The sequence below is a fragment of the Azomonas agilis genome (assembly GCF_007830255.1).
Classification (GTDB): Bacteria; Pseudomonadota; Gammaproteobacteria; order Pseudomonadales; family Pseudomonadaceae; genus Azomonas; species Azomonas agilis.
Genome location: NZ_VLKG01000003.1, coordinates 26,833 through 50,286, shown reverse-complemented (window position 1 = coordinate 50,286; position 23,454 = coordinate 26,833). Strand labels below are relative to the sequence as shown.

Annotated in this window: 19 protein-coding genes; 6 read left to right on the top strand and 13 right to left on the bottom strand. The window is 54.7% G+C overall.

What is annotated here, in order from left to right; all coding sequences use genetic code 11:
* The first annotated feature begins 6 nt into the window (after window positions 1-6).
* Together LX59_RS04895 and LX59_RS04890 are read left to right on the top strand one after the other, a co-directional pair.
* Window positions 7-684, top strand: a complete 678-nt coding sequence (locus LX59_RS04895) for a response regulator (protein WP_144570732.1) — start codon at window positions 7-9, stop codon at window positions 682-684.
* Window positions 674-2,113 carry a sensor histidine kinase gene (locus tag LX59_RS04890; protein WP_144570731.1) on the top strand — a complete coding sequence of 480 codons (1,440 nt, stop codon included), beginning with the start codon at window positions 674-676 and terminating at the stop codon, window positions 2,111-2,113. The genes LX59_RS04895 and LX59_RS04890 overlap by 11 nt, the downstream gene beginning before the upstream one ends.
* 118 nt (window positions 2,114-2,231) lie before the next feature.
* Here the strand turns inward: LX59_RS04890 and gcvP are convergent, their stop codons facing one another.
* The 3 genes from gcvP to gcvT all read right to left on the bottom strand — a co-directional run bounded on the left by gcvP (window position 2,232) and on the right by gcvT (window position 6,673).
* Window positions 2,232-5,105 carry an aminomethyl-transferring glycine dehydrogenase gene (gene gcvP, locus LX59_RS04885; RefSeq protein WP_144570730.1) on the bottom strand — a complete coding sequence of 958 codons (2,874 nt, stop codon included), beginning with the start codon at window positions 5,103-5,105 and terminating at the stop codon, window positions 2,232-2,234.
* 69 nt (window positions 5,106-5,174) lie between these two features.
* Complete coding sequence (gene gcvH / locus LX59_RS04880) at window positions 5,175-5,564, bottom strand: glycine cleavage system protein GcvH (RefSeq protein ID WP_144570729.1); 390 nt, start codon at window positions 5,562-5,564, stop codon at window positions 5,175-5,177.
* 26 nt (window positions 5,565-5,590) lie between these two features.
* Window positions 5,591-6,673 carry a glycine cleavage system aminomethyltransferase GcvT gene (gene gcvT, locus LX59_RS04875; RefSeq protein ID WP_144570728.1) on the bottom strand — a complete coding sequence of 361 codons (1,083 nt, stop codon included), beginning with the start codon at window positions 6,671-6,673 and terminating at the stop codon, window positions 5,591-5,593.
* A 288-nt stretch (window positions 6,674-6,961) separates the two neighbouring features.
* Between gcvT and cptA the strand changes: the two genes are divergently transcribed.
* Window positions 6,962-8,740, top strand: a complete 1,779-nt coding sequence (gene cptA / locus LX59_RS04870; protein WP_144570727.1) for a phosphoethanolamine transferase CptA — start codon at window positions 6,962-6,964, stop codon at window positions 8,738-8,740.
* 33 nt (window positions 8,741-8,773) lie between these two features.
* Here cptA and rpiA read toward each other — a convergent pair whose 3' ends face one another.
* The 3 genes from rpiA to LX59_RS04855 all read right to left on the bottom strand — a co-directional run bounded on the left by rpiA (window position 8,774) and on the right by LX59_RS04855 (window position 11,828).
* On the bottom strand, window positions 8,774-9,454 hold the full coding sequence (gene rpiA / locus LX59_RS04865; RefSeq protein ID WP_144570726.1) for a ribose-5-phosphate isomerase RpiA: 681 nt from the start codon (window positions 9,452-9,454) through the stop codon (window positions 8,774-8,776).
* A gap of 75 nt (window positions 9,455-9,529) precedes the next feature.
* Complete coding sequence (trxC, locus tag LX59_RS04860) at window positions 9,530-9,973, bottom strand: thioredoxin TrxC (RefSeq protein ID WP_144570725.1); 444 nt, start codon at window positions 9,971-9,973, stop codon at window positions 9,530-9,532.
* 64 nt (window positions 9,974-10,037) lie between these two features.
* The gene (locus LX59_RS04855; RefSeq protein WP_144570724.1) at window positions 10,038-11,828 is read right to left on the bottom strand and encodes an SLC13 family permease; all 1,791 of its coding nucleotides are present in this window, start codon (window positions 11,826-11,828) and stop codon (window positions 10,038-10,040) included.
* Between the two features lie 170 nt (window positions 11,829-11,998).
* On the opposite strand from LX59_RS04855, the gene LX59_RS04850 reads away from it, so the two are divergent.
* Entirely contained in the window at window positions 11,999-12,316 is a 318-nt protein-coding gene (locus LX59_RS04850; protein ID WP_144570723.1) for a DUF1992 domain-containing protein, read from the top strand.
* Between the two features lie 4 nt (window positions 12,317-12,320).
* Here LX59_RS04850 and selO read toward each other — a convergent pair whose 3' ends face one another.
* Together selO and mscK are read right to left on the bottom strand one after the other, a co-directional pair.
* Window positions 12,321-13,781 carry a protein adenylyltransferase SelO gene (selO, locus tag LX59_RS04845; RefSeq protein WP_144570722.1) on the bottom strand — a complete coding sequence of 487 codons (1,461 nt, stop codon included), beginning with the start codon at window positions 13,779-13,781 and terminating at the stop codon, window positions 12,321-12,323.
* A 59-nt stretch (window positions 13,782-13,840) separates the two neighbouring features.
* Window positions 13,841-17,092: a mechanosensitive channel MscK gene (gene mscK / locus LX59_RS04840; RefSeq protein WP_144570721.1), complete on the bottom strand. Its 3,252-nt coding sequence runs from the start codon at window positions 17,090-17,092 to the stop codon at window positions 13,841-13,843.
* A gap of 241 nt (window positions 17,093-17,333) precedes the next feature.
* Between mscK and ilvA the strand changes: the two genes are divergently transcribed.
* Window positions 17,334-18,848, top strand: a complete 1,515-nt coding sequence (gene ilvA, locus LX59_RS04835; protein WP_144570720.1) for a threonine ammonia-lyase, biosynthetic — start codon at window positions 17,334-17,336, stop codon at window positions 18,846-18,848.
* Between the two features lie 41 nt (window positions 18,849-18,889).
* On the opposite strand, the gene LX59_RS04830 is transcribed toward ilvA, so the two are convergent.
* The gene (locus LX59_RS04830) at window positions 18,890-20,383 is read right to left on the bottom strand and encodes an aldehyde dehydrogenase (RefSeq protein ID WP_144570719.1); all 1,494 of its coding nucleotides are present in this window, start codon (window positions 20,381-20,383) and stop codon (window positions 18,890-18,892) included.
* 154 nt (window positions 20,384-20,537) lie between these two features.
* On the opposite strand from LX59_RS04830, the gene aptA reads away from it, so the two are divergent.
* Entirely contained in the window at window positions 20,538-21,839 is a 1,302-nt protein-coding gene (gene aptA / locus LX59_RS04825; RefSeq protein WP_144570718.1) for an omega-aminotransferase AptA, read from the top strand.
* Between the two features lie 66 nt (window positions 21,840-21,905).
* Here the strand turns inward: aptA and rpmG are convergent, their stop codons facing one another.
* From rpmG to LX59_RS04805, 4 genes are all read right to left on the bottom strand, one after another.
* Window positions 21,906-22,061: a 50S ribosomal protein L33 gene (rpmG, locus tag LX59_RS04820; RefSeq protein ID WP_144570717.1), complete on the bottom strand. Its 156-nt coding sequence runs from the start codon at window positions 22,059-22,061 to the stop codon at window positions 21,906-21,908.
* A gap of 12 nt (window positions 22,062-22,073) precedes the next feature.
* Entirely contained in the window at window positions 22,074-22,310 is a 237-nt protein-coding gene (gene rpmB / locus LX59_RS04815; RefSeq protein ID WP_144570716.1) for a 50S ribosomal protein L28, read from the bottom strand.
* A 228-nt stretch (window positions 22,311-22,538) separates the two neighbouring features.
* Window positions 22,539-22,886, bottom strand: coding sequence for a transcriptional regulator SutA (sutA, locus tag LX59_RS04810; protein WP_144570715.1), 348 nt, complete (start codon window positions 22,884-22,886; stop codon window positions 22,539-22,541).
* Between the two features lie 69 nt (window positions 22,887-22,955).
* On the bottom strand, window positions 22,956-23,372 hold the full coding sequence (locus tag LX59_RS04805; protein WP_144571000.1) for a secondary thiamine-phosphate synthase enzyme YjbQ: 417 nt from the start codon (window positions 23,370-23,372) through the stop codon (window positions 22,956-22,958).
* Between the last annotated feature and the right edge of the window lie 82 nt (window positions 23,373-23,454).

Here is a 23,454-nt window from a genome sequence, read left to right as displayed (position 1 = left end):
TGACCCATGCGTATCCTGCTCGTTGAAGACCACAGCTCGCTGGCGGACAGCTTGGCGCAAGCCTTGCGCGCTACGGGCTTGACTGTGGATGTACTGCAAGACGGCGTGGCCGCTGATTTAGCCCTGACCGATCAGGATTTTAATTTGGTCGTTATGGATGTGGGCTTGCCGCGCATGGATGGCTTTGAAGTATTGGCGCGTCTGAGGGCGCGGGGTAATCGGGTGCCGGTGTTGATGCTGACCGCGCGCTCCGAAGTCAAAGACCGAGTACAGGGCCTGAATCTGGGGGCCGACGACTATCTGGCCAAACCCTTCGAGCTGACGGAGCTGGAAGCGCGGGTGAAGGCACTGTTGCGGCGCAGTGTATTGGGAGGCGACCACCAGCAACGCTGTGGCCCCTTGGTATTTGACCTCAATACCAGCCGCTTCAGCCTCAAGGGCGAGCCGCTGAATTTGACCTCGCGCGAGCAGGCGGTACTGAGCGTGCTGATTGCTCGTCCAGGGCGAGTGATGAGTAAGGAACAGCTGGCTTCCCAAGTCTTTGGCTTGGACGATGAAATTAACCCCGAAGCCATAGAGATCTACATCCACCGTTTGCGGCGCAAGCTGGAAGACAGCCCGGTACGCATCGTCACCTTCCGGGGCTTAGGCTACTTACTGGAAGCAACCCGCGATGCTCAGTGAGTTAGAGGACTCGCCCTCGGTACAGGTGGCGGGCAGCCTGCGCGGGCGTTTACTGCGGCGTATGGCCTTGCTCTTGACCTTGCTGCTGTTGGTCAGCGCCCTGAGTGCCTACTTTAATGGCCGCCGAGCGGCCGATACGGCCTATGACCGTACTCTGCTGGCCTCGGCGCGTACCATTGCCTCGGGTTTATTCGAGAGCGATGGCCGTCTTAAAGCCCGTATTCCCTACATTGCTCTGGATACCTTCGCCTTTGATAGTGCTGGCCGCATCTACTATCAGGTGCTGGGTTTGGACGGTCAATTGGTTTCCGGCTATGAACAACTGCCCGGCGCTCCGACGGATGCCCCTCTAACTCGTGACTATCCCGCTCTGGCGCGTTTCTATGATGCTCAGTACCGAGGGCAGCGGGTGCGGGTAGTCAGTTTGCAGCAGCCCATCAGCGAAACCACCCTCAACGGTATGGCCGAAATTCGGGTGGCGGAAACTGAAGAGGCTCGCGAGCGCATGGCCCGCAGCTTACTGGCCGATACTCTGTGGCGCATGACGTTGCTGATTCTGGCGGCAATGGCCTTGGTGTGGGTGGTTGTTACTGCGGCGTTGCGTCCCTTAGAACAACTGCGCCGCGCTGTGGCCGAGCGCTCACCGGAGGATTTGCGTCCGCTGCCGGTCTTAACCGTGCAGCGCGAGTTACTGCCCCTCGTAACGGCTCTGAACCTCTTTACCGCACGCTTACGGCATCTGTTGGAGCGCCAATCTCAGTTCATTGCCGATGCCGCCCACGAATTACGCACCCCCATTGCGGCCCTCAAGGCGCGTTTGGAGTTGGGCTTGCGCGAACAAACACCAGAGATTTGGTGGCAAACCCTGAATGAAGGCCGCCACAGCAGCGATCGTTTGGCGCATTTGGCCAATCAACTGCTGTCTTGGGCACGGATTGAAAGCAGCGCCCAAGCGGTGGCTGAGGGCAGCGCCGAGCGCATTGAACTCCGACAGCTGGCCCGCGAATTGGGCTTAGCTTTGGCCCCCTTGGCCCATGCACGGGGTGTGGATTTGGCCTTGGAAGCACCTGAGCCGGTGTGGGTGATGGGCGAGCCGACTCTGCTTAATGAGTTGCTGAGCAATCTTTTGGACAACGCCATGACCCATACCGCAAAACAGGGCGGACTGGTGACCCTGCGTGTGTTGCCACCGAGTGCATTAGAAGTAGAAGACAACGGCCCCGGCATTCCCGAAAGCGCGCGGCAGAAGGTTTTCGAGCGCTTCCATCGTCTCACCCCCGAGCGCGGCGGAGCGGGATTGGGCTTGGCTATTGTTGGCGAAATTTGTCGCGCCCATCAGGCCAGCATTCATTTGCTGGATGGCGAGCAAGGAGGCTTGAGGGTACGGGTGGAGTTTCCGCTGGTGCGCGGCTCGGAGCTTGAGGCCTAAACTAAGGCTTATGGGTCGTGGGTGCGCCGTTATAACAGCGTCCCCCTGAAGAAGTCATAATTTTAACGCTTAGGGAGATTGGGCCTTGCACCCAACCTCCTTCGTTCAGCCTTAAGCCTTAAGCGCCGTAATCCGCTGCCGGCACACAGACGCAAAATAGATTGCGGTCGCCATACACGTTGTCCACCCGGTTCACTGCCGGCCAGTATTTATGGGCGCGGGTGTGGGCGGTGGGGGTGACGGCTTCGGCAATGCTGTAGGGGTGCGACCAAGCGTTGATCACATCTTCCAGCGTGTGCGGCGCGTTCACCAGTGGGTTATCGGCCAGCGGCCACACGCCTTGCTGCACCTTGTCGATCTCGGCGCGAATGCTGAGCATGGCCTCCACAAAACGCTCCAGCTCCACCAATGGCTCGCTCTCGGTGGGCTCGATCATCAGGGTGCCAGGCACAGGGAAGGACATGGTCGGCGCATGGAAACCGTAGTCCATCAGGCGCTTGGCCACGTCTTCCTCACTGATGCCGGTTTGGGCCTTCAGCGGACGTAGGTCGATGATGCACTCGTGGGCCACGCGACCGCTGCGGCCGGTGTAGAGCACCGGGAAGGCCTCATTCAAACGCGCGGCCAGATAGTTGGCGTTGAGGATGGCCACTTCGGTGGCTTCGCGCAGCTTTGGGCCCATCATGGCAATGTACATCCAGCTGATGGGCAGAATGCTGGCGCTGCCCCAAGGCGCGGCACTGACGGCGCTGTTGTTGGAATTCGGGCCTTGCAGCTCCACCACCGGATGGTTGGCGACGAAGGGCGCGAGGTGCGCTTTCACACCAATGGGGCCCATGCCGGGGCCGCCACCGCCATGGGGAATGGCGAAGGTTTTGTGCAGGTTCATGTGCGAAACGTCCGCGCCAATGTCGGCAGGACGCGACAGCCCGACCAAGGCGTTCAGGTTCGCGCCATCCATATACACCTGTCCGCCTTGAGCATGAATCACCGCGCAGATGTCGCGGATGCTTTCTTCGTACACGCCGTGGGTCGAGGGATAGGTGATCATCAAGCAAGAGAGTTTGCTACCGGCGGCCTCGGCCTTGGCCTTAAGGTCGTCCAAATCCACGTTGCCGGATTTGTCGCAGGCCACTACCTGAATTTGCAGGTTCAGCATCTGCGCCGAGGCGGGGTTGGTGCCATGAGCCGACGCAGGAATCAAGCAAATATGCCGCTCCGCTTGGCCTTGGCTGGCGTGGTAGTTCTGGATTGCCAACAGACCGGCGTATTCACCCTGAGCACCGGAGTTGGGCTGCATGCTGATGGCATCAAAGCCGGTGATGGCACTCAGCCAGGCTTCCAACTCATCAATCATTGCCTTGTAACCGGCAGCCTGCTCGCGCGGGGCGAAGGGGTGCAGGTTGGCAAATTCTGGCCAAGTGATGGGCAGCATCTGGCTGGTGGCGTTCAACTTCATGGTGCAGGAGCCGAGGGGAATCATGGCTTGGTTGAGGGCCAAGTCCTTGTTTTCCAGACGCTTGAGGTAGCGCAGCATCTCGGTTTCGCTGTGGTGGGTGTTGAACACCGGATGGCTCAGATAGCTGGATTGGCGTTGCAGTGCCGCCGGAATACCGCTGCTACTTTGAGCGGCTAAGGTATTCAGGCACAGGCCATGATCCGCGCCGAGGAATACCGCCAGCAGTTGCTTGAGGGTTTCTTCGGTGCAGCTTTCGTCCAGACTCACCGCCAAACGACCCTGCCCCAGAATCCGCAGGTTGATGTGAGCGGCTTTGGCACTTTCGATGATTGCGGTTTGAGCGCCGCCCACATCCAGAGTCAGAGTATCGAAGAAGGCTTGGTTCAGACGGGTAACGCCCTTTTGCTCCAACGCAGTGGCCAGCATTGCCGTCAGGCCGTGGATGCGCTGAGCAATGGCCTTCAAGCCCTGAGGCCCGTGGTAGATGGCGTAGAAGCTGGCCATGTTCGCCAACAACACCTGTGAGGTGCAGATATTGGAGTTGGCCTTCTCGCGGCGGATGTGCTGTTCGCGGGTTTGTAGCGCCATACGCAGCGCAGTGTTGCCGCGTGCATCCTTAGAAACGCCGATGATTCGGCCCGGCATGGCACGTTTGAAGTCATCACGGGTGGCAAAGAAGGCTGCGTGTGGGCCACCGTAACCCATGGGCACACCAAAGCGTTGGCTGGAGCCGAGCACAATATCCGCACCCAATTCACCGGGCGGAGTGAGCAGCAGCAGGCTCATCAAGTCTGCCGCCACGCAGGCCAAGGCTTGTTGGCTGTGCAGTTGGGCGATGATGGGACGCAGGTCGCGGATTTCGCCGTGGGTGTCGGGGTATTGCAGCAGCGCACCAAACACAGAGACGCTTTCCAGTTGCGCCAGATCGCCGACAATCAGCTCAAAACCAAAGCCTTGGGCGCGGGTTTGCAGCACCGATAGGGTTTGTGGATGGCAATTGTGGTCAACGAAGAAGGCGTTGCTTTTGCTCTTAGCCACACGGCGGGCCATGGCCATGGCTTCAGCGGCGGCGGTGGCTTCATCCAGCAGGGAAGCGTTAGCCAGCTCCATGCCGGTCAGGTCGATGGTCATTTGTTGGTAGGCCAGCAGCGCCTCCAAGCGACCCTGAGCGATTTCGGGCTGATAAGGCGTGTAAGCGGTGTACCAACCGGGGTTTTCCAACACGTTACGCAAAATCACGGTAGGGGTAACGGTGCCGTAGTAGCCCATGCCGATCAGGCTGGTCCACTGTTGATTTTGTTGGGCGTAGCCGCGCAGTTTGCTCAGCGCTGCTTGCTCGTCTAATGCGGGCGGTAGCGCCAGCTCACCCTGTAGGCGAATGGCAGGAGGAACGCTCTGTCCAATGAGCTGATCGCGGCTGTCCAAGCCCAGCGTTTTGAGCATGGTGGCTTGTTCGGCGGCATCTGGGCCGAGGTGGCGGTTGAGGAAGGCTTCAACCGGTTGAAGTGCAAGGTCTTGGTGGACAGAGGACATTCCGGGGACTCTCCAGAAAAGAAGAAAGGCCCCGCAGTCTGCGGAGCCTTTGGGTACAGACTGAAAAAATTAAGCGTCAGCAGAGCAGGCGGCTTGATAAGCGGCAGCATCCAACAGTTGTTCCAGTTCCGCAGGGTTGCTGGGGTTTACGCGGAAGAACCAACTGTCATAGGGTTCAGCGTTTACCAGCTCCGGTTGATCTGCCAGCTCCTCATTGATGGCAATGACTTTGCCAGAAATGGGGCTGTAAATGTCGGAGGCGGCCTTGACCGATTCGACTACGCCAGCGGTTTGGCCGGCTTCCAACTGTGCTCCAACTTCAGGGAGCTCAATAAAGACCACATCGCCGAGTGCTTCTTGAGCATGATCGGAAATGCCAATACTTACCGTACCATCGGCCTCCAGACGCGCCCATTCATGGCTGGAGCTGTAACGCAATTCGTTGGGGGTGTTGCTCATTCCTCTGTCCTCTGGGGTGTCGAAGGTCAAACGAGAATTTTACCCTGACGTACAAAATTCGGCTGCACTACGCGCACGGGATAGCACTTGCCACGGATTTCTACTTCAGCACGGTCGGCGGTGGTCGCAGGGACACGGGCCAAAGCAATGGATTTACCAAGGGTGGGTGAGAAGGTGCCGCTGGTGATTTCTCCCTCGCCAATACCGGCCACCTTAACCAGTTGGTGTGCGCGCAGTACGCCCCGCTCATCCAGCACCAACCCTACCAGTTTAGGCAGGTTAGCTTGGGTTCGTTGGCTTTCTAAGGCAGCTCGACCGATGAAGTTCCGCTCTTGAGGCTCCCAAGCAATGGTCCAACCCATGTTGGCGGCTAGGGGGGAGGTCTCTTCGTTCATATCTTGGCCGTAGAGATTCATGCCTGCTTCCAGACGCAGAGTGTCCCGTGCCCCTAAGCCGATGGGTGCAACTCCAATGCCGACCAGTTCATTAAAGAATGAGGCGGCTTCGGTCGCAGGGAGCATGATTTCTAAGCCATCTTCGCCGGTATAGCCGGTGCGGGCGATAAACCAATCGCCCTCGGGCAGACCTTGGAAGACTTTCAGGCCGTCGATCAGGCTAGCGCGGGCATTGGCGACTACTGTAGCTACTTTGGCTCGTGCATTGGGCCCTTGCACGGCCAACATAGCCAAATCGCTGCGCTCGGTCAGGGTAACGTCAAAGCCTGTAGTTTGACGCTGCATCCAGGCCAAATCTTTGTCGCGGGTGGCCGCATTGACCACCATGCGGTAGCCAAAATCTGTCAAGTACACAATTAAATCGTCGATCACACCACCGGCTTCATTAAGCATGGCGCTGTACAGGGCTTTGCCCATAAAGCCTAACCGTGCTACATCATTGGCCAGTAAATGTTGCAGCCAGTCTTGGGCTTGAGCGCCGGTGATATCGACGATGGTCATGTGGGATACATCAAACACCCCGCAATCACGGCGCACCTGATGGTGCTCCTCGACCTGAGAGCCGTAATGGAGGGGCATATCCCAGCCTCCAAAATCGACCATTTTGGCTCCAAAAGCGAGGTGTTGATCAAAGAGCGGAGTACGCTGACCCATGGGTTTCTCCTTCCGGGCGGGGGCGTCATGAGGGTAGGTAGCCTGTGTCCGGCCACCCAGTGGCGCGAATTGTAGCCGCCCGCAAGACTTAGGTCACGGTGCAGCGATCAAGAGCGGGAAGCCTATCTCGGTTTTATGACGGCTTAGGGCCTGTATTGATTAAGCTCAAGCGCAGCGGCGAGTGCTGGTTGGGGGGTTTGACGGAGTTTTCACAGGCTGTTTGGCATAGTTTCTCTGATATGTCCTTAGTGACTCTTGAGCTCTGAGGTCTCTTGCAGGAGAAGATGCATGGCCACAACTACCTCAACGACCGTAAAACAGCGATTTGATTGGGCCGGACTTGGCTGGATGTTTCTGTTTTTCTGGTACTTCTCTGGGGTGACGCACACTTTAATCCAACTGACTGGAACCGCAGGTTTTGCCGGATTTCGTCAGGCGCTGTTGGTCAGTGCGCTGTGGCTGATTCCTCTACTGTTATTCCCAGCCCGTGCTCGGCAATTGGCGGCGCTGATCGGGATACCTCTGTGGCTGTGCTCTTTGTCGGGTTTTGGGTACTTTTTGGTGTATGGCCAAGAGTTTTCCCAGAGCGTTATCTTCATCATGTTTGAATCCAACGTGACCGAAGCCAGCGAATATCTGGGGCATTACTTCTCCTGGTGGATTGTACTGGCGGTGCTGGCTTATGGTGTGGGCGGATGGTTGCTGTGGCGTAAAGTGCGGCCCGTCTATGTGCCACAGCCTGCGTTAGCAGTCACCTGTGTGGCCTTATTTATGCTGTCTTTGGGCTATCCGGCGCTACGTCAATTCACTAAGCACGAAGAGTTTCAGTCAGCTTTAGAGAACTTTGAGGAGCGCATTGAGGCGGCTACCCCTTGGCAATTAGTGGTCGGTTATCGCCACTACCGTATGCAATTGGCCAATATGGAGGCACTGCTGGAAACCCATGCCCAGATTCCTCCGCTGCAAAATATGCGGGATCAACACGCAGGTCAGCCAGCTACCTTAGTGCTGGTGATTGGCGAATCCACCAACCGTCAGCGTATGAGCTTGTACGGTTATCCGCGTCCTACTACACCTAATCTGGATAAAATTCGCTCCGAACTTCAGGTATTCGACAATGTGGTGACGCCACGTCCCTACACTATTGAAGCCTTACAGCAGGTGTTGACCTTTGCCGATCAGGAAAATCCGGATCTGTATTTGAGTACGCCTTCGCTGGTCAATCTAATGAAACAGGCGGGTTATAAAACCTACTGGATCACCAACCAGCAGACCATGACCAAGCGTAATACCATGCTCACTACCTTCTCTAAGCAGGCGGATGAGCAGGTGTACCTGAATAACAACCGCGAGCAAAACGCCAGCCAGTACGATGGCGATGTATTAGAGCCCTTCAGCAAGATTTTGACTGACGATGCGCCGCGCAAATTTATTGTGGTGCACCTGTTGGGCACTCACATGCGCTATCAATACCGTTATCCGCCAGAATATGAGCGTTTTACCGACCGCACAGGCGTTCCTGAGCACGTTACTCAGGATCAGTTGCCGACCTACAACAGCTATGACAACGCGGTGTTATACAACGACTATGTGGTGTCTGATCTGATTGAGCGTTTTAGATCCACCGATCCGAACGGATTTTTGCTGTACTTAGCCGACCACGGTGAAGCAGTGTTTGATGCCTCCGCGCCGGATGTTTTGGGCCGTAACGAAGCCGCGCCTACTGGCCCCATGTACACCGTGCCGTTCTTTATCTGGAATGCACCTAAGTGGACGGCGATGGATGTGTCAGGATCCTTGCATCGTCCTTACAGCAGCTCCCACTTTATCCACACCTGGGCTGATTTAGCCGGTTTGAGCTTTAACGAGTTAGACCTGAGCAAGAGTTTGGTCAGCCACCAATTTAAAACCCGTCCGGTGTTAGTGGGCGATCCAGAACAGCCCAAGGGATTGATCGACTTTAGCCTGGTTAAACCCAATGAGGTTCAGCCAAATACTAAGCCGCCTGCTTCAAACTCCAGCGAGTTTGTGCAAAAAGGCCCAGCCGCTCCGATCAAAGCCCTGTAAAAACAAAACCCCCGCTGATGCGGGGGTTTTAGTTTAGGCCTTGGGGCGTTTCAGTTGCTGAACACCCTGTGCCGTGCCTAGCAGTAAAATATCGGCGGGACGTTGGGCGAACAGACCATTAGTCACTACGCCCACAATGTTGTTGATTTGGTTTTCTAGCTCCGGGGCTGATGAGATATTCAGGTGATAGACATCTAAAATCACGTTGCCGTTATCCGTGACTACGCCTTCGCGGTATACAGGATCCCCCCCCAGCTCCACTAATTGGCGGGCTACATGGCTGCGCGCCATAGGAATTACTTCCACCGGTAAGGGGAAGGCTCCTAGTTGGGTAACTTTTTTACTTTCGTCAGCAATGCAGATAAAGGTATCGGCTACAGCGGCCACGATTTTTTCGCGAGTGAGGGCTGCACCACCGCCTTTGATCAGCTCTAGGTGTTCGTTGGTTTCGTCGGCACCATCCACATAAAACTCCAGCTCCGGTACTGAGTTTAGGTCGTACACAGGGATGCCATAGGTTCTCAAGCGTTTGGCACTGGCCTCGGAACTGGCTACCGCGCCGTCAAACTCCATGCGGTATTTGGCCAGCAGGTCGATAAAAAAGTTGGCGGTAGAGCCCGTACCAATACCGATGATGCTTTTAGCGGTCAGTTGGGGCAAAACGAGGTCTAAGGCCGCTTGAGCCACAGCCTGTTTCAGTTGATCCTGAGTCATGGAGCGCAATCCGGACAGGTAAGAAAGGCCGGATTATACAGCCTAGTATTGGTCATTAATCGGCCCCTTGTTCCTTTAAGCACTGATGCCTTGTTGTTTTAACCAAGACAGCAGATGTGGCAAGGGCAAAGCGCCACTTTGGCGAGCCACTTCTTGCCCATTGCGAAACAGGATCAGGCTGGGGATGGAGCGAATCCCCAAACGGGTGGAAAGCTGTGGATTAGCCTCAGAATCCAGTTTAGCCAAGCGGCAGTGGCCTTGGAGTTGGCGGGCGGCCTGCTCAAAGGTAGGCGCAAAGCTGCGGCAGGGGCCGCACCAACTGGCCCACACATCCAACAGCAGCGGCAGATCTCCTTTGATTTGGCCGCTAAAATTGGCCTCGTCCAGTGCAAAGGGTTTAGTGGTGAGGAGGCTTTTTTTACAGCGTCCACACTGGGGTTGATCCGTAAGCCGCGTATTAGGAACGCGGTTGAGGCTGTGACAGTGTGGGCAGGGGATCACCAAGGCATCAGTGGACATAAGGACTACTCCAATATCTTTCTTTCAATTGGGAGCCTTCGGCCCAGAAATCAAGGGGCATCCTTTAAACAGAAGTCAGTGGCCACAGCACAGGAATAATCAGCATGGCTACCCCCATCATCAGGATATTTAAGGGCAAGCCGATGCGTACAAAATCCATAAAGCGATAGCCTCCAGCGTTGTACACAAAGGTATTGGTTTGGTAGCCAATAGGGGTGGCAAAACTTACGCTAGCGGCAAACATGACCGCTACTACAAAGGCCCGAGGATCTAAGCCCAAATGCTGGGCTACACCAATGGCAATGGGCGTTACCAGCACAGCCACGGCGTTATTGGATAAAATCTCGGTCAGTAGGGTGGTGAGTAGGTAAATAAACCCAAGAATGAGCAACGGATTATGAGCTGGTAAAATGCCCATCGTTTGATCGACGATTAGCTGTACCAAGCCAACCTTATTCATGGCAATGCTGATGGCCAACATGCCAAAGATGAGGCTGAGGATCTTCCAATCCACCGCTTTATAAGCATCTTCCACATCCAGACAGCGGGTGGCTAAGACCAACGCACTGCCAATCATGGCTAAGCCCTCAATGGGCATGATTTCCGTAGCCGACAGCAGCACGACAGCAAGGGTGGATAAGATGGCAATCGGCGCTTTATCGCGACGGAAGGCGCGTTCTTGCAGCGTATTTAGGCTGATCAAGTCACCGTTGTCGGCAAAGCGTTTGATCTGGGTGGCCGTTCCCTCTACCAGCAAAACATCGCCGAACTGGAGCTGAAAGTCGTCTAAATTTTCGGAAATATTCTCATCTTGGCGGTGGATGGCTAAAACCGCAATGCCATAGCGTGCCGTTAGGTCAAGGTCGCGCATCGGGCGGTGGCTGTAGCGTGAGTTACGCCCTACGATGGCTTCCGCCAAAATCACATCCTTAGTGCTGCTGATGGTCTCGAAGGATTTGTCGTGGCCAAAGGTAAATTGCCCTCCAGCTCCGCGCAGCTCTACCACATCCTGCACCTGTCCGTGTACCAGCAGGGTATCTCCAGCCATTAGCAGGGTATCGGCGTTGGGTTCGCTGATTTCCTGTTCTGCCCGCAGCAGTTTGAGCACCTGTAAACCGCCGGTCAGACCGGCTTCGGTCAGGGTTTTACCGATCATCAACGACTCCTGAGGTACTAGGAGTTTTGACATAAAGGTGCGGTCGATATTGGGCCGTAACTGCCGTGACAGACTTTCCCGATCCGGCAGTAAGCGATTACTGAACAGCATCAGATACACAAATCCGGCGGCACAAAAGACGATGCCCGCCGGAGTGATTTCAAACATACCAAAGGGTTCTAAGCCCGCTTTACGGGCCACGCCATCCACTAAAATATTGGTGGATGTGCCGATCATGCTCAGCATCCCACCCAACACCGTGGCGTAGGATAGGGGAATTAAAAACTTAGAGGCTGAGCGTTGTGTGCGTTGTGCTAAGGCAATGGCAACCGGCGTGAGAATCGCCACCACTGGGGTATTGTTGAGGAAGGCCGAAATCATCATGGAAGTGGCCACCAGTCCGGCCAGTACCTTGACCGGATCACCGCCTAGTAAATCCCCTAGCCAATTGCCCAAAGCATCAATACAGCCAGTGCGCTCTAAGGCGGCAGATAGAATAAACATACAGGCAATGGTGATGGGTGCTGAATTGGATAGCACACTGAGGACTTCGTGGGACTCCAGCAGACCCGTAATCAATAAAGTGGCTACGGCAATGCCCACCACAATATCGGGGCTCCAGCGTTCGCGTATAAAGGCGTACAGCACCCAAACCAACAATCCAGCAACAAACCAAAGTGCAAGCGAATCTGGCAGCATGGAGCCTCTAGCCTTAGAGCAAATGGGAATTAGAAAGTAGCTATAAACATATATTCTTAGGTGCTAAAAAGGATACGGCTCCCTTTAGGGAGAGTCTAAGAACCTTTTATAAGGTCATTATGCTTTTATGGTTTAACCTTGAAAATATGGGGTTATAGGAGGCATTGAGCATGAGCTTGGAACAGGACATTGAACGACGCATCGCCCGGGATATTCAGCGTTGGCAGCAGCAAACTCAGACTGCCGGTCAGCCAACGCAGATAGACGAGGCTTGGTTACATACCCCTGAACATCTGCGTTTGCCCTTTCAGGTGCTGAAAAGTGCGGGTATTCCTCCGCAAGAGGTAGAGCTGTTTCAGCAGCGGGCTCAGCTTCGAGCCCGTTTAGACCAGAGTTCCGAAGTTCAAGAACAGCGACAGTTGCGCCAACAGCTCAGCGACTTAGAGCAGCAATTGGCGATGCGCCTTGAGGCGCTGCGCTCCCAATAGCGGTTTAGGAGGAGCAGCTAATTTCCAGATGTTTACCCCACTCAGGCGGGCGTTCGGCATAAGTGGCGTGCTCGGGTTGCTCATCAAAGGGATGGCTTAATACCTGATGCAATGTGCGGACAGGCCCATAATCCCCACGCTCGGCGGCTTCAATGGCTTGCTGGGCAAGGTAGTTGCGCAGTACGTATTTGGGATTCACCGCTAACATAGCCTGCTGGCGCTGTTGAGCGCTCTGAGGTTCCAGCGCTAAGCGCTGTTGGTAGTCGGCGCTCCATTGGTCAAAACCCTGTAGGTCGACAAAATCCTCGCGCAGTGTGTTCAGCGCCTGAGCTGAATTAGCTTGGCTGAGGGTGCGGAAAAACAGGCTGTAATCCACAGGACTCGACTGCATCAGTTCCAACAGACGTTGCACCAGTGTGCGGTCGGACTCCTGTTCTAGCTGTAACCCTAAGCGGGTGCGCATTAAACGCATCCAAGCGCTGCGAAACTGGGGTAAAAAGGCTTTCAATGCTTGTAACAGTTCATCTTTAGCGGCAAAAGGCGTCAGTGCTTGGGCCAGCGCTGATAGATTCCAATGGGCGATGGGGACTTGATTGTCGAAGGAATAACGGCCCGTGTCGTCCGAATGGTTGCAAATGTGCGTAGCGTCAAAATCATCCAAAAAGGCATAGGGGCCAAAATCAAAAGTCAGTCCTAGGATCGACATATTGTCGGTATTCATCACTCCATGACAAAAACCATAGGCCTGCCAATAGGCCAGTAACTGCGCGGTACGCTCAACCACCTGCTCAAACAAGGCCAGTGCTGGTTTGGGATGTTCGCGGCACTGGGGATAATGACAGTCCAGTACATGATCCAGCAGTTGTTGCAGCGCTTCGGGCTGTTGGCTGTAGTAGAAAAACTCAAAGTGACCAAAACGCACATGACTGGGCGCTAAACGCATCAGCATGGCTCCAGATTCGGCCTGTTCGCGCCACACCGGAGTGCTGGAGCTGGTGACACATAGCGCTCGCGTGGTGGGGATGCCTAAGGCGTACAGGTATTCACTGGCCAAAAACTCACGGATGGAGGAACGCAACACCGCCCGTCCGTCGCCCATGCGTGAATAGGGTGTAGAACCTGCGCCTTTTAAATGCAGATCCCAGTATTCGCCACGGCTGTTGACGACTTCTCCGAGCAGCAGGCCGCGTCCATCGCCCAGTTGGGGGTTATAAAAGCCAAATTGATGTCCGGAATACACCTGCGCCCGAGGTTCAGCCTGTGACCAGAGTTGTTGGCCGGAACATAGGGCTAAAAAATCAGGCTGCTGAGCCGCAGTAAGGGGTAAATCCAGAAGCTTTAGGGCTTCTGAACTCACCACGACCAATTGCGGATTTTCGAGGGGTTTGGGGTGAAGTGGTGTCGAAAAGACGGGCCCCAAACGAGCAAAGCGATTATCAAAGACTAAATCTGCTAAGGCATTCACAAGGCAGCTCCCGCACGACAAAACAGGTTGTATCAGCCTGTCTTGTCGTGCGGTGTGGGTCAAGCCTCAGAGCCGCTTGGAACGCCAAAGGTTACTTCATCCCCATCACGGTTTCTCAGGGTAATATCTACCCGTCGAAAGGCAATGCTGATGCCGTGCTTGCTGAACTCTTGATCAATTTTCCGGTTGATTTCATCCGTAGCCGGTGTGCGATCGCCCAGTTCACGCACATGGATGCGCAGTTCATGATCCAAAGTGCTTTCTCCAAAGTTCAGGAAGTACACTTCAGGCCCGGGTTCTCGGAGTACGCGCGGGTTATCCAAGGCCACCTGCATCATGATTTTGCGTACTAAATCTAGGTTGGAGCCGAAGGCCACACCTACTTTGATGGTCACACGGGTTACGGTATCGCTCAGAGTCCAGTTGATGAGCTGGCTGGTGATAAAGGTCTTGTTGGGAACGATAATTTCCTTGCGATCAAAGTCGGTAATGGTGGTGGCACGAATGCGAATCCGCGATACCCGCCCCGACAGTGTGCCGATGGTCACCACATCCCCAATCCGTACCGGGCGTTCAAACAGGATGATCAAGCCGGAAACGAAGTTGGCGAAGATTTCCTGCAAGCCAAAACCCAAACCTACCGACAGCGCTGCGACTAGCCATTGCAGTTTGTCCCAGCTGACACCCAGAGTAGACAGGGTAACGCTGATACCAATACCGGTGAGGGCATAGGAGAGCAAAGTGCTAGTGGCATAGGCACTGCCTTGGGCCAATTTAAGGCGTGATAGAACTAAAACTTCCAGCAAACCCGGTAGGTTACGCGCCAAGGCTAGGGTAATGCCGGCCATTAACAAGGCGGCCAAAAAGTCCCGTAAGCTGATGGCGGTGGCCGTAGCACCTGCTCCAAACTCGTACAGGGTGAAATTGTCGAGGTAGGAGACCACAGAGATCAAATCCGCCCACACCCAGTACAGAGCTACGAAGAATAGCCCGAACAGAGACAGACGCAGTAAGCGTAGGGATTGCTGGTTGATTTGCTCAATGTTGCGGCCAGTATCCTCCAGCTCCAAAGCGTCGCTGTTGGTGCCTTCTTCCGCCATTGCTTTACGCTTGGCCAGCACACGCTGGTAGGCCAGTCGGCGGGCAGCCACACTCAGGCCGCGCACCAGCGTGGCTTCCAGTAAGACCCAAATCATTACCAGATACAGGGTGTCGATTAAACGCCCGGTCAGGCGTAGTGCGGTGTAGTAATAACCCAAACCCACCACAAAAATCAGGGCTAGGGGCAGGAAGCTAAACAACAGCCCAAGGGTTTGCCGCCACGGGTTTAGATTGTCCCGCTCCGGGTTTTTGAACAACAGGCGAATCAGGCCCAAGGTCATCAGCAGGTAGCACACCAATACCACCACCAGACCAATAACATCCTCCGATAAGCTAGCTGGCTGATGGGTAGCGAAGGCCACCACCGAAACCAACAAGGCGACTACGGCTCCTAAACGGCGCAGTTCTCGACGCAGGAAATTTACCTGAGCGGCGGGCCATAGGAAGTGTTGCTCGGCCATACCCTTGGGAGCCAGTACCTGATGGGCGGTGTAAAACACTAGCCAAGCCTGTGCCAGTTGGTAAAAGGCCGCGCCGAGCCCCTCATTTTGTCCGCGCCCATCCATTTGCAGCAGATAGCCACACAAGGCCAGACCTAGACTACCGGGCAAAGCCAGCAAGAGGTTCAGCAGCAGGGCAAAGGGGGTATGTAACTGGGAGTCCTTGGTGTAGTGGCCAATGCTACGGCCTAAAACTTCCAAGCGGTTGTTGACCACACGGCGTTTCCACACCATCAGGGCAATCAGCAGCAGTAAGGGGGAGAAAAACAGTGGCTGCTTGAGCAAACCGTCGCGCCACTGCTCAAGGACAGAAATCCACGGCATGCTCTCAACTTGCTGGCTAAAGTGATCCGGGAAAGTTTGGAACCACGCAAGGCTTAACGGCTTGTTGCTGGGAATCCAGAACATCTGCTCATCAATGGTATTACGCACTGAGCGCGCAATTTCCTGCATTTGCCGCTGGTGTAATTGCAGGCTGATGCTTTCGTTCAGCAGGGTATTAACCGTAGGTTCCAGACGCTTGATCAGCTCTTCCCGATTTTTTAGCACATCCAAGAGGGTGGTTTTTAACTCAGACGTTACGGATTCAGGAGGTTGTTTAGCCAAGAGTTGCTCGGCGTAGGCATCGGGCGCGTTGAGCCGCTCGCGCTGTTGGCCCAGCTCAAATTGATACAGGCGCGTATCACCAATTTCGTCGGCCAGATTTTTGTCCAGCGCCACCTGAGGCAAAGCCTGTTCTTGTTGATACAGAATGCGCGCCAGCAACGGGCTGCCGTTTAACACAGCAATCTGCTCCACTAAGGAACGGTCTGCCTGATTCAACACGTCCAGCTGCTGACGGGTGGTCAAGTTTAAGCGCGTTACTTCGTTCAAACGCTCAGTAAATTTCAGCAATTGGTTGGAAAGCCTCAGGTTCGTGGCGCGCTCCTTAACTAAAACCTGATCGACCCCCAATGTGGAGGCTGCTTCTTGGGATAATTTAGCAACGGTTTGCTCGGATTGCTCTCGGCGTTGATCATTAATCAAAGCCTGTAAGGCCAAACTTTCCTGTTCTGCCCGAGCGATTTGCTCTACCAACAGCTCGCGCTGATTTTTACTCAAGTCCAGCAATTGAGTGTTGGCGGCTAATTCCTGACGACGAAATTCAATGCTGGCTTTTAGAGCGGCCAGTTCAGCATTTAACACCGCTGTACGCTCGGTGGTAAGCGCTTTGCCTTCTTCTCGGCCACTGCTGATGATGGTTTCGATTTCCAGCACGCGAGCTTGGCTGGTGGTGATTTCTGCCTGAGCCCGCTCCGGACGAGTTTGGGCTGAAATCAGAGCACTGTTGGCTTCAGTCAGGGATTTTTGCCAATCGGCCAGCTCTTCGGCGCGTTGCGCTAAGCGCTGCTCTAAATTAGCCAGCGGTAGGTTGGCAAAGGCTTTGGTCGGGTCTTGGGGAGGAGTGCTTTTAAGCTGTTCTAGTTTGCGTTGCGCCTCCCGAATTTGCTGGGGGATAGTCGGCAGTAAACGCTTTAGATCGGCCAAACTTTGCTGGCGACTGGCTGCCAGTGCGTTAAAGGTTTGGATGGGATCTGCTGCTTTATCAGCACTGGAGGATTCGGACGCTGGAGCAGCCGCATTGGTAGCAGCCGTGGCTACCCATACGCCTGGCAGACTCACCGGCACAATACTGAGCAGGCTCGCCAGCAAAAGGGTTCGTAAAGACATGTTAAGGGCCTGATTGCTGGTTGCAGGGAGGCAGCAGTCTAGCAGGCTCAGTGAGCGGGACAACTGCCGGGTGGATTTAATCAGCGAGAAAAACGCCTCGGTTAGGATGGACTCAGTGAAAACAGACTAGGTTCCCCAGATTTTGCTTTAAGGACTGAGAGCTCTGAGGGTTTCTGGTCTCTGATCCATTCTGCGGAGTACACTGTCGCCCTTAGCCTGCTACTAAAATCAGACCCCGCCCATGCTTGAAGACTACGTTAAAAAAATTCTGACCTCTCGTGTGTACGATGTGGCGGTAGAAACCCCGCTGCAACCCGCCCGTCAACTGTCTGAACGTTTGAATAACCAGATTTTGCTCAAGCGTGAAGACTTACAGCCGGTGTTCTCGTTCAAGATTCGCGGGGCTTACAACAAGATTGCCCAGCTTTCGGCGGACGAACTGGCACGGGGGATTGTGACCGCCTCGGCAGGCAACCATGCTCAGGGCGTGGCTTTATCTGCCAAACATCTGGGGATTAAGGCCACTATCGTAATGCCGCGTACTACGCCTGAGCTTAAGGTACAGGGCGTGCGCGCACGGGGCGGCAAAGTAGTGTTGCACGGCGATGCCTTCCCCGAGGCGTTGGCGCATTCTCTCAAACTGGTGGAAGAAAAAGGCTTTGTCTACATCCATCCCTACGATGACCCTGAGGTGATTGCCGGACAGGGCACGGTAGCTATGGAAATCTTGCGCCAGTACCAAGGGCCGATTGATGCCATCTTCGTGCCGGTGGGTGGAGGCGGTTTGATTGCGGGGATTGCCGCTTATGTGAAGTATCTGCGCCCCAGTATTCGGGTAATTGGCGTAGAGCCTGATGACTCTAACTGCCTGCAAGCGGCAATGGCAGCGGGCTCTCGGGTGGTGTTGCCTCAAGTGGGTCTGTTCGCCGATGGGGTTGCAGTGGCTCAAATCGGAGAAAAAACCTTTGAGTTGTGTCGCCATTACGTCGATGAAGTGATTACGGTCAGCACCGATGAGATCTGCGCAGCGATTAAGGACATCTACGACGATACCCGCTCCATCACCGAGCCGGCGGGTGCTTTGGCGGTGGCTGGGATTAAAAAATACACTCAGCGCCAAGGTGTAACAGGTCAGGTACTTATTGGCATTGATTCAGGAGCCAATATCAACTTTGACCGCCTGCGCCATGTGGCCGAGCGTTCGGAATTGGGGGAAAAGCGTGAAGCGATTATTGCCGTCACTATTCCTGAGCAAAAGGGCAGCTTTAAGAGCTTCTGTGAGGCTTTAGGCAAACGCCAGATCACCGAATTTAATTACCGCTACCATACCGGACGCGAGGCGCAAATCTTCGTCGGTGTGCAAACCCATCCCGAGCATGACCCGCGCGCGGCCTTGGTCGAGGAGCTGAGAAGCAAAGGCTTCCCGGTGCTGGATTTGACCGACAACGAGCTGGCTAAGCTGCATACCCGGCATATGGTAGGCGGCCACGCGGCTCAGGTCAGTGATGAGGTGGTATTGCGGTTTGAGTTTCCTGAGCGCCCCGGAGCGCTGTTCAACTTCCTGAACAAGCTCGGGGGGCGCTGGAATATCTCCATGTTCCACTACCGCAACCACGGTGCTGCCGATGGGCGTGTATTGGCGGGGCTACAGGTTCCGCTGAATGAGCGCCATTTGCTGCCCGCTGCCTTGGAGAAAATCGGTTATCGCTATTGGGATGAAACCGAAAACCCAGCTTATAAGCTCTTTCTAGGCTAATGCCCAAGCCCCTGCCTTAAACAAGAGCAGGGGCAATGGACTTAGAGCTGAATCCACGTGGCTTTGAGCTCGGTGTACTTATCGAAGGCGTGTAGAGATTTATCGCGGCCATTACCGGATTGCTTATAGCCGCCAAAGGGCGCAGTCATATCGCCGCCGTCGTATTGATTGACCCAAACGCTACCGGCTCGCAGTGCGCGTGCCGTTTTGTGGGCTTTGGACAGATCGCTTGTCCACAGGGCCGCAGCCAGCCCATAGTGGGTATCGTTGGCGATAGCGATAGCTTCCTCTGTCGTGTTAAAGCTGATTACCGAGAGCACAGGCCCGAAGATTTCCTCACGGGCGATACGCATCTGGTTGTTTACACCCTCGAATACCGTAGGCTGTACATAAAAGCCCCCAGTGTCTGCCATGACCGCTTCACCCCCGACCAGTAATTGAGCGCCTTCGTGTCGGCCCGATTCGATATAGCCTAATATGTTGTGCAATTGCTGCTGATCCACCAAAGCGCCCACGGTGGTGGCCGGATCAAGAGGGTTCCCCGGTTTCCAATAGCTCAGTGCTTCTAGGACGAGGGGCAAAAACTGATCTTTGATGCTGGCTTCCACCAGTAAGCGCGAACCGGCGGTACAGACCTCACCTTGGTTGAAGGCAATGGCCGCTGCTGCTGCTTGAGCCGCTTTTTTTAAGTCCGGCGCATCCGCGAACACGATGTTGGGGCTTTTACCGCCAGCTTCCAACCACACCCGCTTCAGGTTGGACTCACCCGCGTACTGCATCAGTTGCTTGGCCACACGGGTGGAGCCGGTAAACACCAGCGTATCCACATCGGGGTGCAGGCCGAGGGCTTTACCAACGCTGTGCCCATAGCCGGGTACTACGTTGAGCACGCCCGCAGGGATACCCGCCTCTAAAGCCAGACTGGCCAAACGAATAGCGGTTAAAGGCGATTTTTCCGAGGGTTTGAGGATCACCGAGTTGCCGGTAGCTAAGGCCGGGCCGATTTTCCAGCAGGCCATCAGCAGCGGAAAGTTCCAAGGTACTATGGCAGCCACTACGCCTACGGGTTCGCGGGTAATCAGGCCCAGTTGATCCTCGGGGGTGGGCGCTACTTCATCGTATACTTTGTCGATGGCTTCTGCGCTCCAACGCAATGAGCGGGCCGCTGCTGGTATATCAATGCGTAATGCGTCATTGATGGGCTTGCCCATATCCAGCGTTTCCAGCAGGGCCAGCTCTTCTTTGTGCTGCTCTAACAGTTCGGCCAAGCGGATTAACACCGCTTTGCGTTTGGCCGGAGCTTGTTTGGCCCAAATCCCTGAGTCAAAGGTATGGCGGGCGCTACTGACCGCGCGATCGGCATCCACCGCATCGCAACTGGCCACATGGGCCAATAAGCGGCCATCAATGGGACTGTGGCATTCAAAGCTGCCGCTGGCCGCCGCTTCGGTATAGCTGCCCTGAATAAAGGCTCTGCGTTCGATCACGAGGTCACGGGCGCGCTGTTGCCAGTCAGAGAAATTCAAGGTGGCCATGCGGATTGTCCTTTTAAGGGAAATGGATGTCCTCACCCTAGACCAGCCACCTAGAGCTATCAATATTTTTTACGCAAAAACCGATTTAGCCTTGTTTTGTTCAATTTATAAAACATAGACTCTGGATTATTCTCGCTATCAACGGATTTCCACCATGAGCGCTGCTACCGATCATTTTTGGATGCCCTTTACGGCCAACCGCCAATTCAAGGCCAATCCACGTTTGTTGGAGCGGGCTGAGGGCATGTATTACACCGATGTGGAAGGCCGCACCGTGCTGGACGGTACAGCGGGCCTTTGGTGTTGTAATGCTGGGCATGGGCGGCCTGAAATCACTGAGGCGGTTAGCCGCCAATTAAGCCAAATGGATTACGCCCCCAGTTTCCAGATGGGCCATCCCTTGGCCTTTGAGCTGGCCGAGCGTTTGGCTCAGATTGGGCCTTCAGGATTGAATCGAGTGTTTTTCACCAACTCAGGCTCTGAGTCGGTAGATACAGCGCTGAAACTAGCCTTGGCCTATCAAAAGGCCATTGGACAGGGTTCCCGCACGCGGCTGATTGGGCGTGAAATGGGCTATCACGGCGTGGGTTTTGGTGGTATTTCCGTGGGTGGGATGATCAATAATCGCCGCGCCTTTGGCCCTTTATTGCCGGGGGTGGATCACCTGTCCCACACTTTGGACATTGAGCGCAATGCCTTTACCAAAGGCTTGCCGGAGCAGGGCGCGGAAAAAGCTGATGAGCTGGAGCGCTTGGTTACTTTGCATGGCGCAGAAACCATTGCAGCGGTTATTGTGGAGCCTATGTCGGGTTCGGCGGGGGTGATTATTCCGCCTAAAGGTTATTTGCAGCGTTTGCGCGAAATCACCCGTAAGCACGGAATTTTACTGATTTTTGACGAAGTAATCACAGGCTTTGGCCGTGTGGGTGAAGCCTTTGCCAGTCAGCGCTGGGGCGTAACCCCTGACATCCTCACCTGTGCCAAAGGCTTAACCAACGGTACTTTGCCTATGGGTGCGGTGTTGGTGTCGGATTCAATTCACCAAGCTTTTATGACTGGCCCAGAGTCGGCGATTGAATTTTTCCACGGTTACACCTATTCCGGGCATCCGGTGGCCTGCGCGGCGGCTTTAGCAACCTTGGATATTTATGCGCGGGAAGATTTGCTCCACAAAGCCATTGAGTTAGAGGCTTACTGGCAATCGGCTTTGGATTTATTGAAGGATTTGCCGAGCGTTGTGGATATTCGTACTGTGGGCTTAGTGGCGGGCATTCAACTGGCTCCCGATGCTCAGGGGCCAAAAGCCTATCGCGTGTTTACCCAGTGTTTTGCCGATGGCTTGCTGGTGCGTGCTAGTGGGGATGTGATTGCGCTCTCGCCACCTTTGATTATCAGCAAAGAGCAGATTGATCAGATAATGAGCTTATTGGCAAAGGCTATTCGCAGCCTAGGTTAAAGCATGACGCAACGAAAAAGCCCGCCATAAGGCGGGCTTTTTCATATCTAAAAAGCGCTAGATCAATTACTTGATCTTAGCTTCTTTGTAGATAACGTGCTTACGTGCTACAGGATCGTACTTCTTGATCTCGATCTTATCAGGGGTAGTACGCTTGTTTTTGTCAGTGGTGTAGAAATGGCCAGTACCGGCCGAAGACACCAGACGGATTAAATCACGCATTGTCGTTCTCCCTTAAACCTTTTCGCCACGACCACGGATTTCGACCAATACAGCGTCGATACCACGCTTGTCGATTACACGCATGCCTTTGGCAGAAATGCGTAGGCGCACAAAACGCTTCTCGGACTCAACCCAGAAACGATGATACTGCAGGTTCGGCAAAAAACGACGACGGGTTTTATTGTGTGCATGGGAAATGTTATTCCCGGTTACCGGGCCTTTGCCGGTAACTTGACAAACTCTAGACATGACTCAGCCCTCTAAACCACATGCCCAACCCGGCATGGGTTGGCCGCTTGAACGTCTACGGTGGAGGCACCGCATCCTGATCTTGTGGGGTTGGGCAGCTTACTGGGTTACAGCGCTGCCGACCCCTAAAAAAAGAGCCCCGCTTTATACCAGAATACGCCGATTTGAACAATAATCAGGCTATCGGATTTTCCCAGTGGTATTGGGAAGCGCCCATAGCCTGAGTCTCTAAATAGGACGGCTGCCGTATTTGCTGTCGGGTTTCTTAGGTGGATCAGCGACGACATTAGGCTCGATTTCTTGGATGGTGCCGCCTCGGGCTAGGAATTCTTCCATCGCACGGGCCAGTTCATCCCGATCTTTCTGCTTAGCCTCAGGGGTGGGTAGGTCTTCTACTTCGTCCGTCGATTTTGACTTTTTGCTGGGCGTAACCCGTTCTGCTGAGTCAATCGCAGCATCCCCTTCAGCATCGTCCTCTTCATCAGCGGCTCCGTCAGCCGCTTCGCTGAGAGGCTCTTCGCCTTCCTCTTCAGGAGTCATTTCCAGATCGTCTTGTTCCAATTCTTCTTCGTTCATTTCTCCCCCCAATGGCGGCGTCATGGCCGGTTGGTCAAGCACCCACAAGGGTGTGCTGAAAAAAGCGTGTTAAATTCCGTGCAGCGTGGCCAATATGCGTCGCGAGCCTCCCTGTTCCCGATGTTCACCTAGGTAGATACCTTGCCAAGTACCCAGAGCCAGTCGTCCATTTTGTATCGGCAGACTAAGCTGGCAGCCCAATAGGCTGGCTTTAAAATGAGCTGGAAGATCATCTGGGCCTTCGTCAGCGTGCTCATACTCTGAGTGCCAGGGTGTTAATCGGTTAAAGAAGCGCTCGAAATCACGTCGGACCGCTGGATCTGCGTTTTCGTTCAGGCTGAGCGAAGCAGAGGTATGCTGGAGCAGCAAGTGCAACAGCCCTGTCTGGTACTCGGACAGTTCTGGCAGCGCCGCCTCAATATCTCGGGTAATCAGGTGAAAACCACGAGGGCGGGCTTTGAGTTGGATCAGGGTTTGTTGCCACATAAACCTGTTATCTGCATACCGGGAAGGCATTCTAACCTGCTGCCAGAAAAAGCAAAGAGACTCCCAAGCCTTGTTGCACACT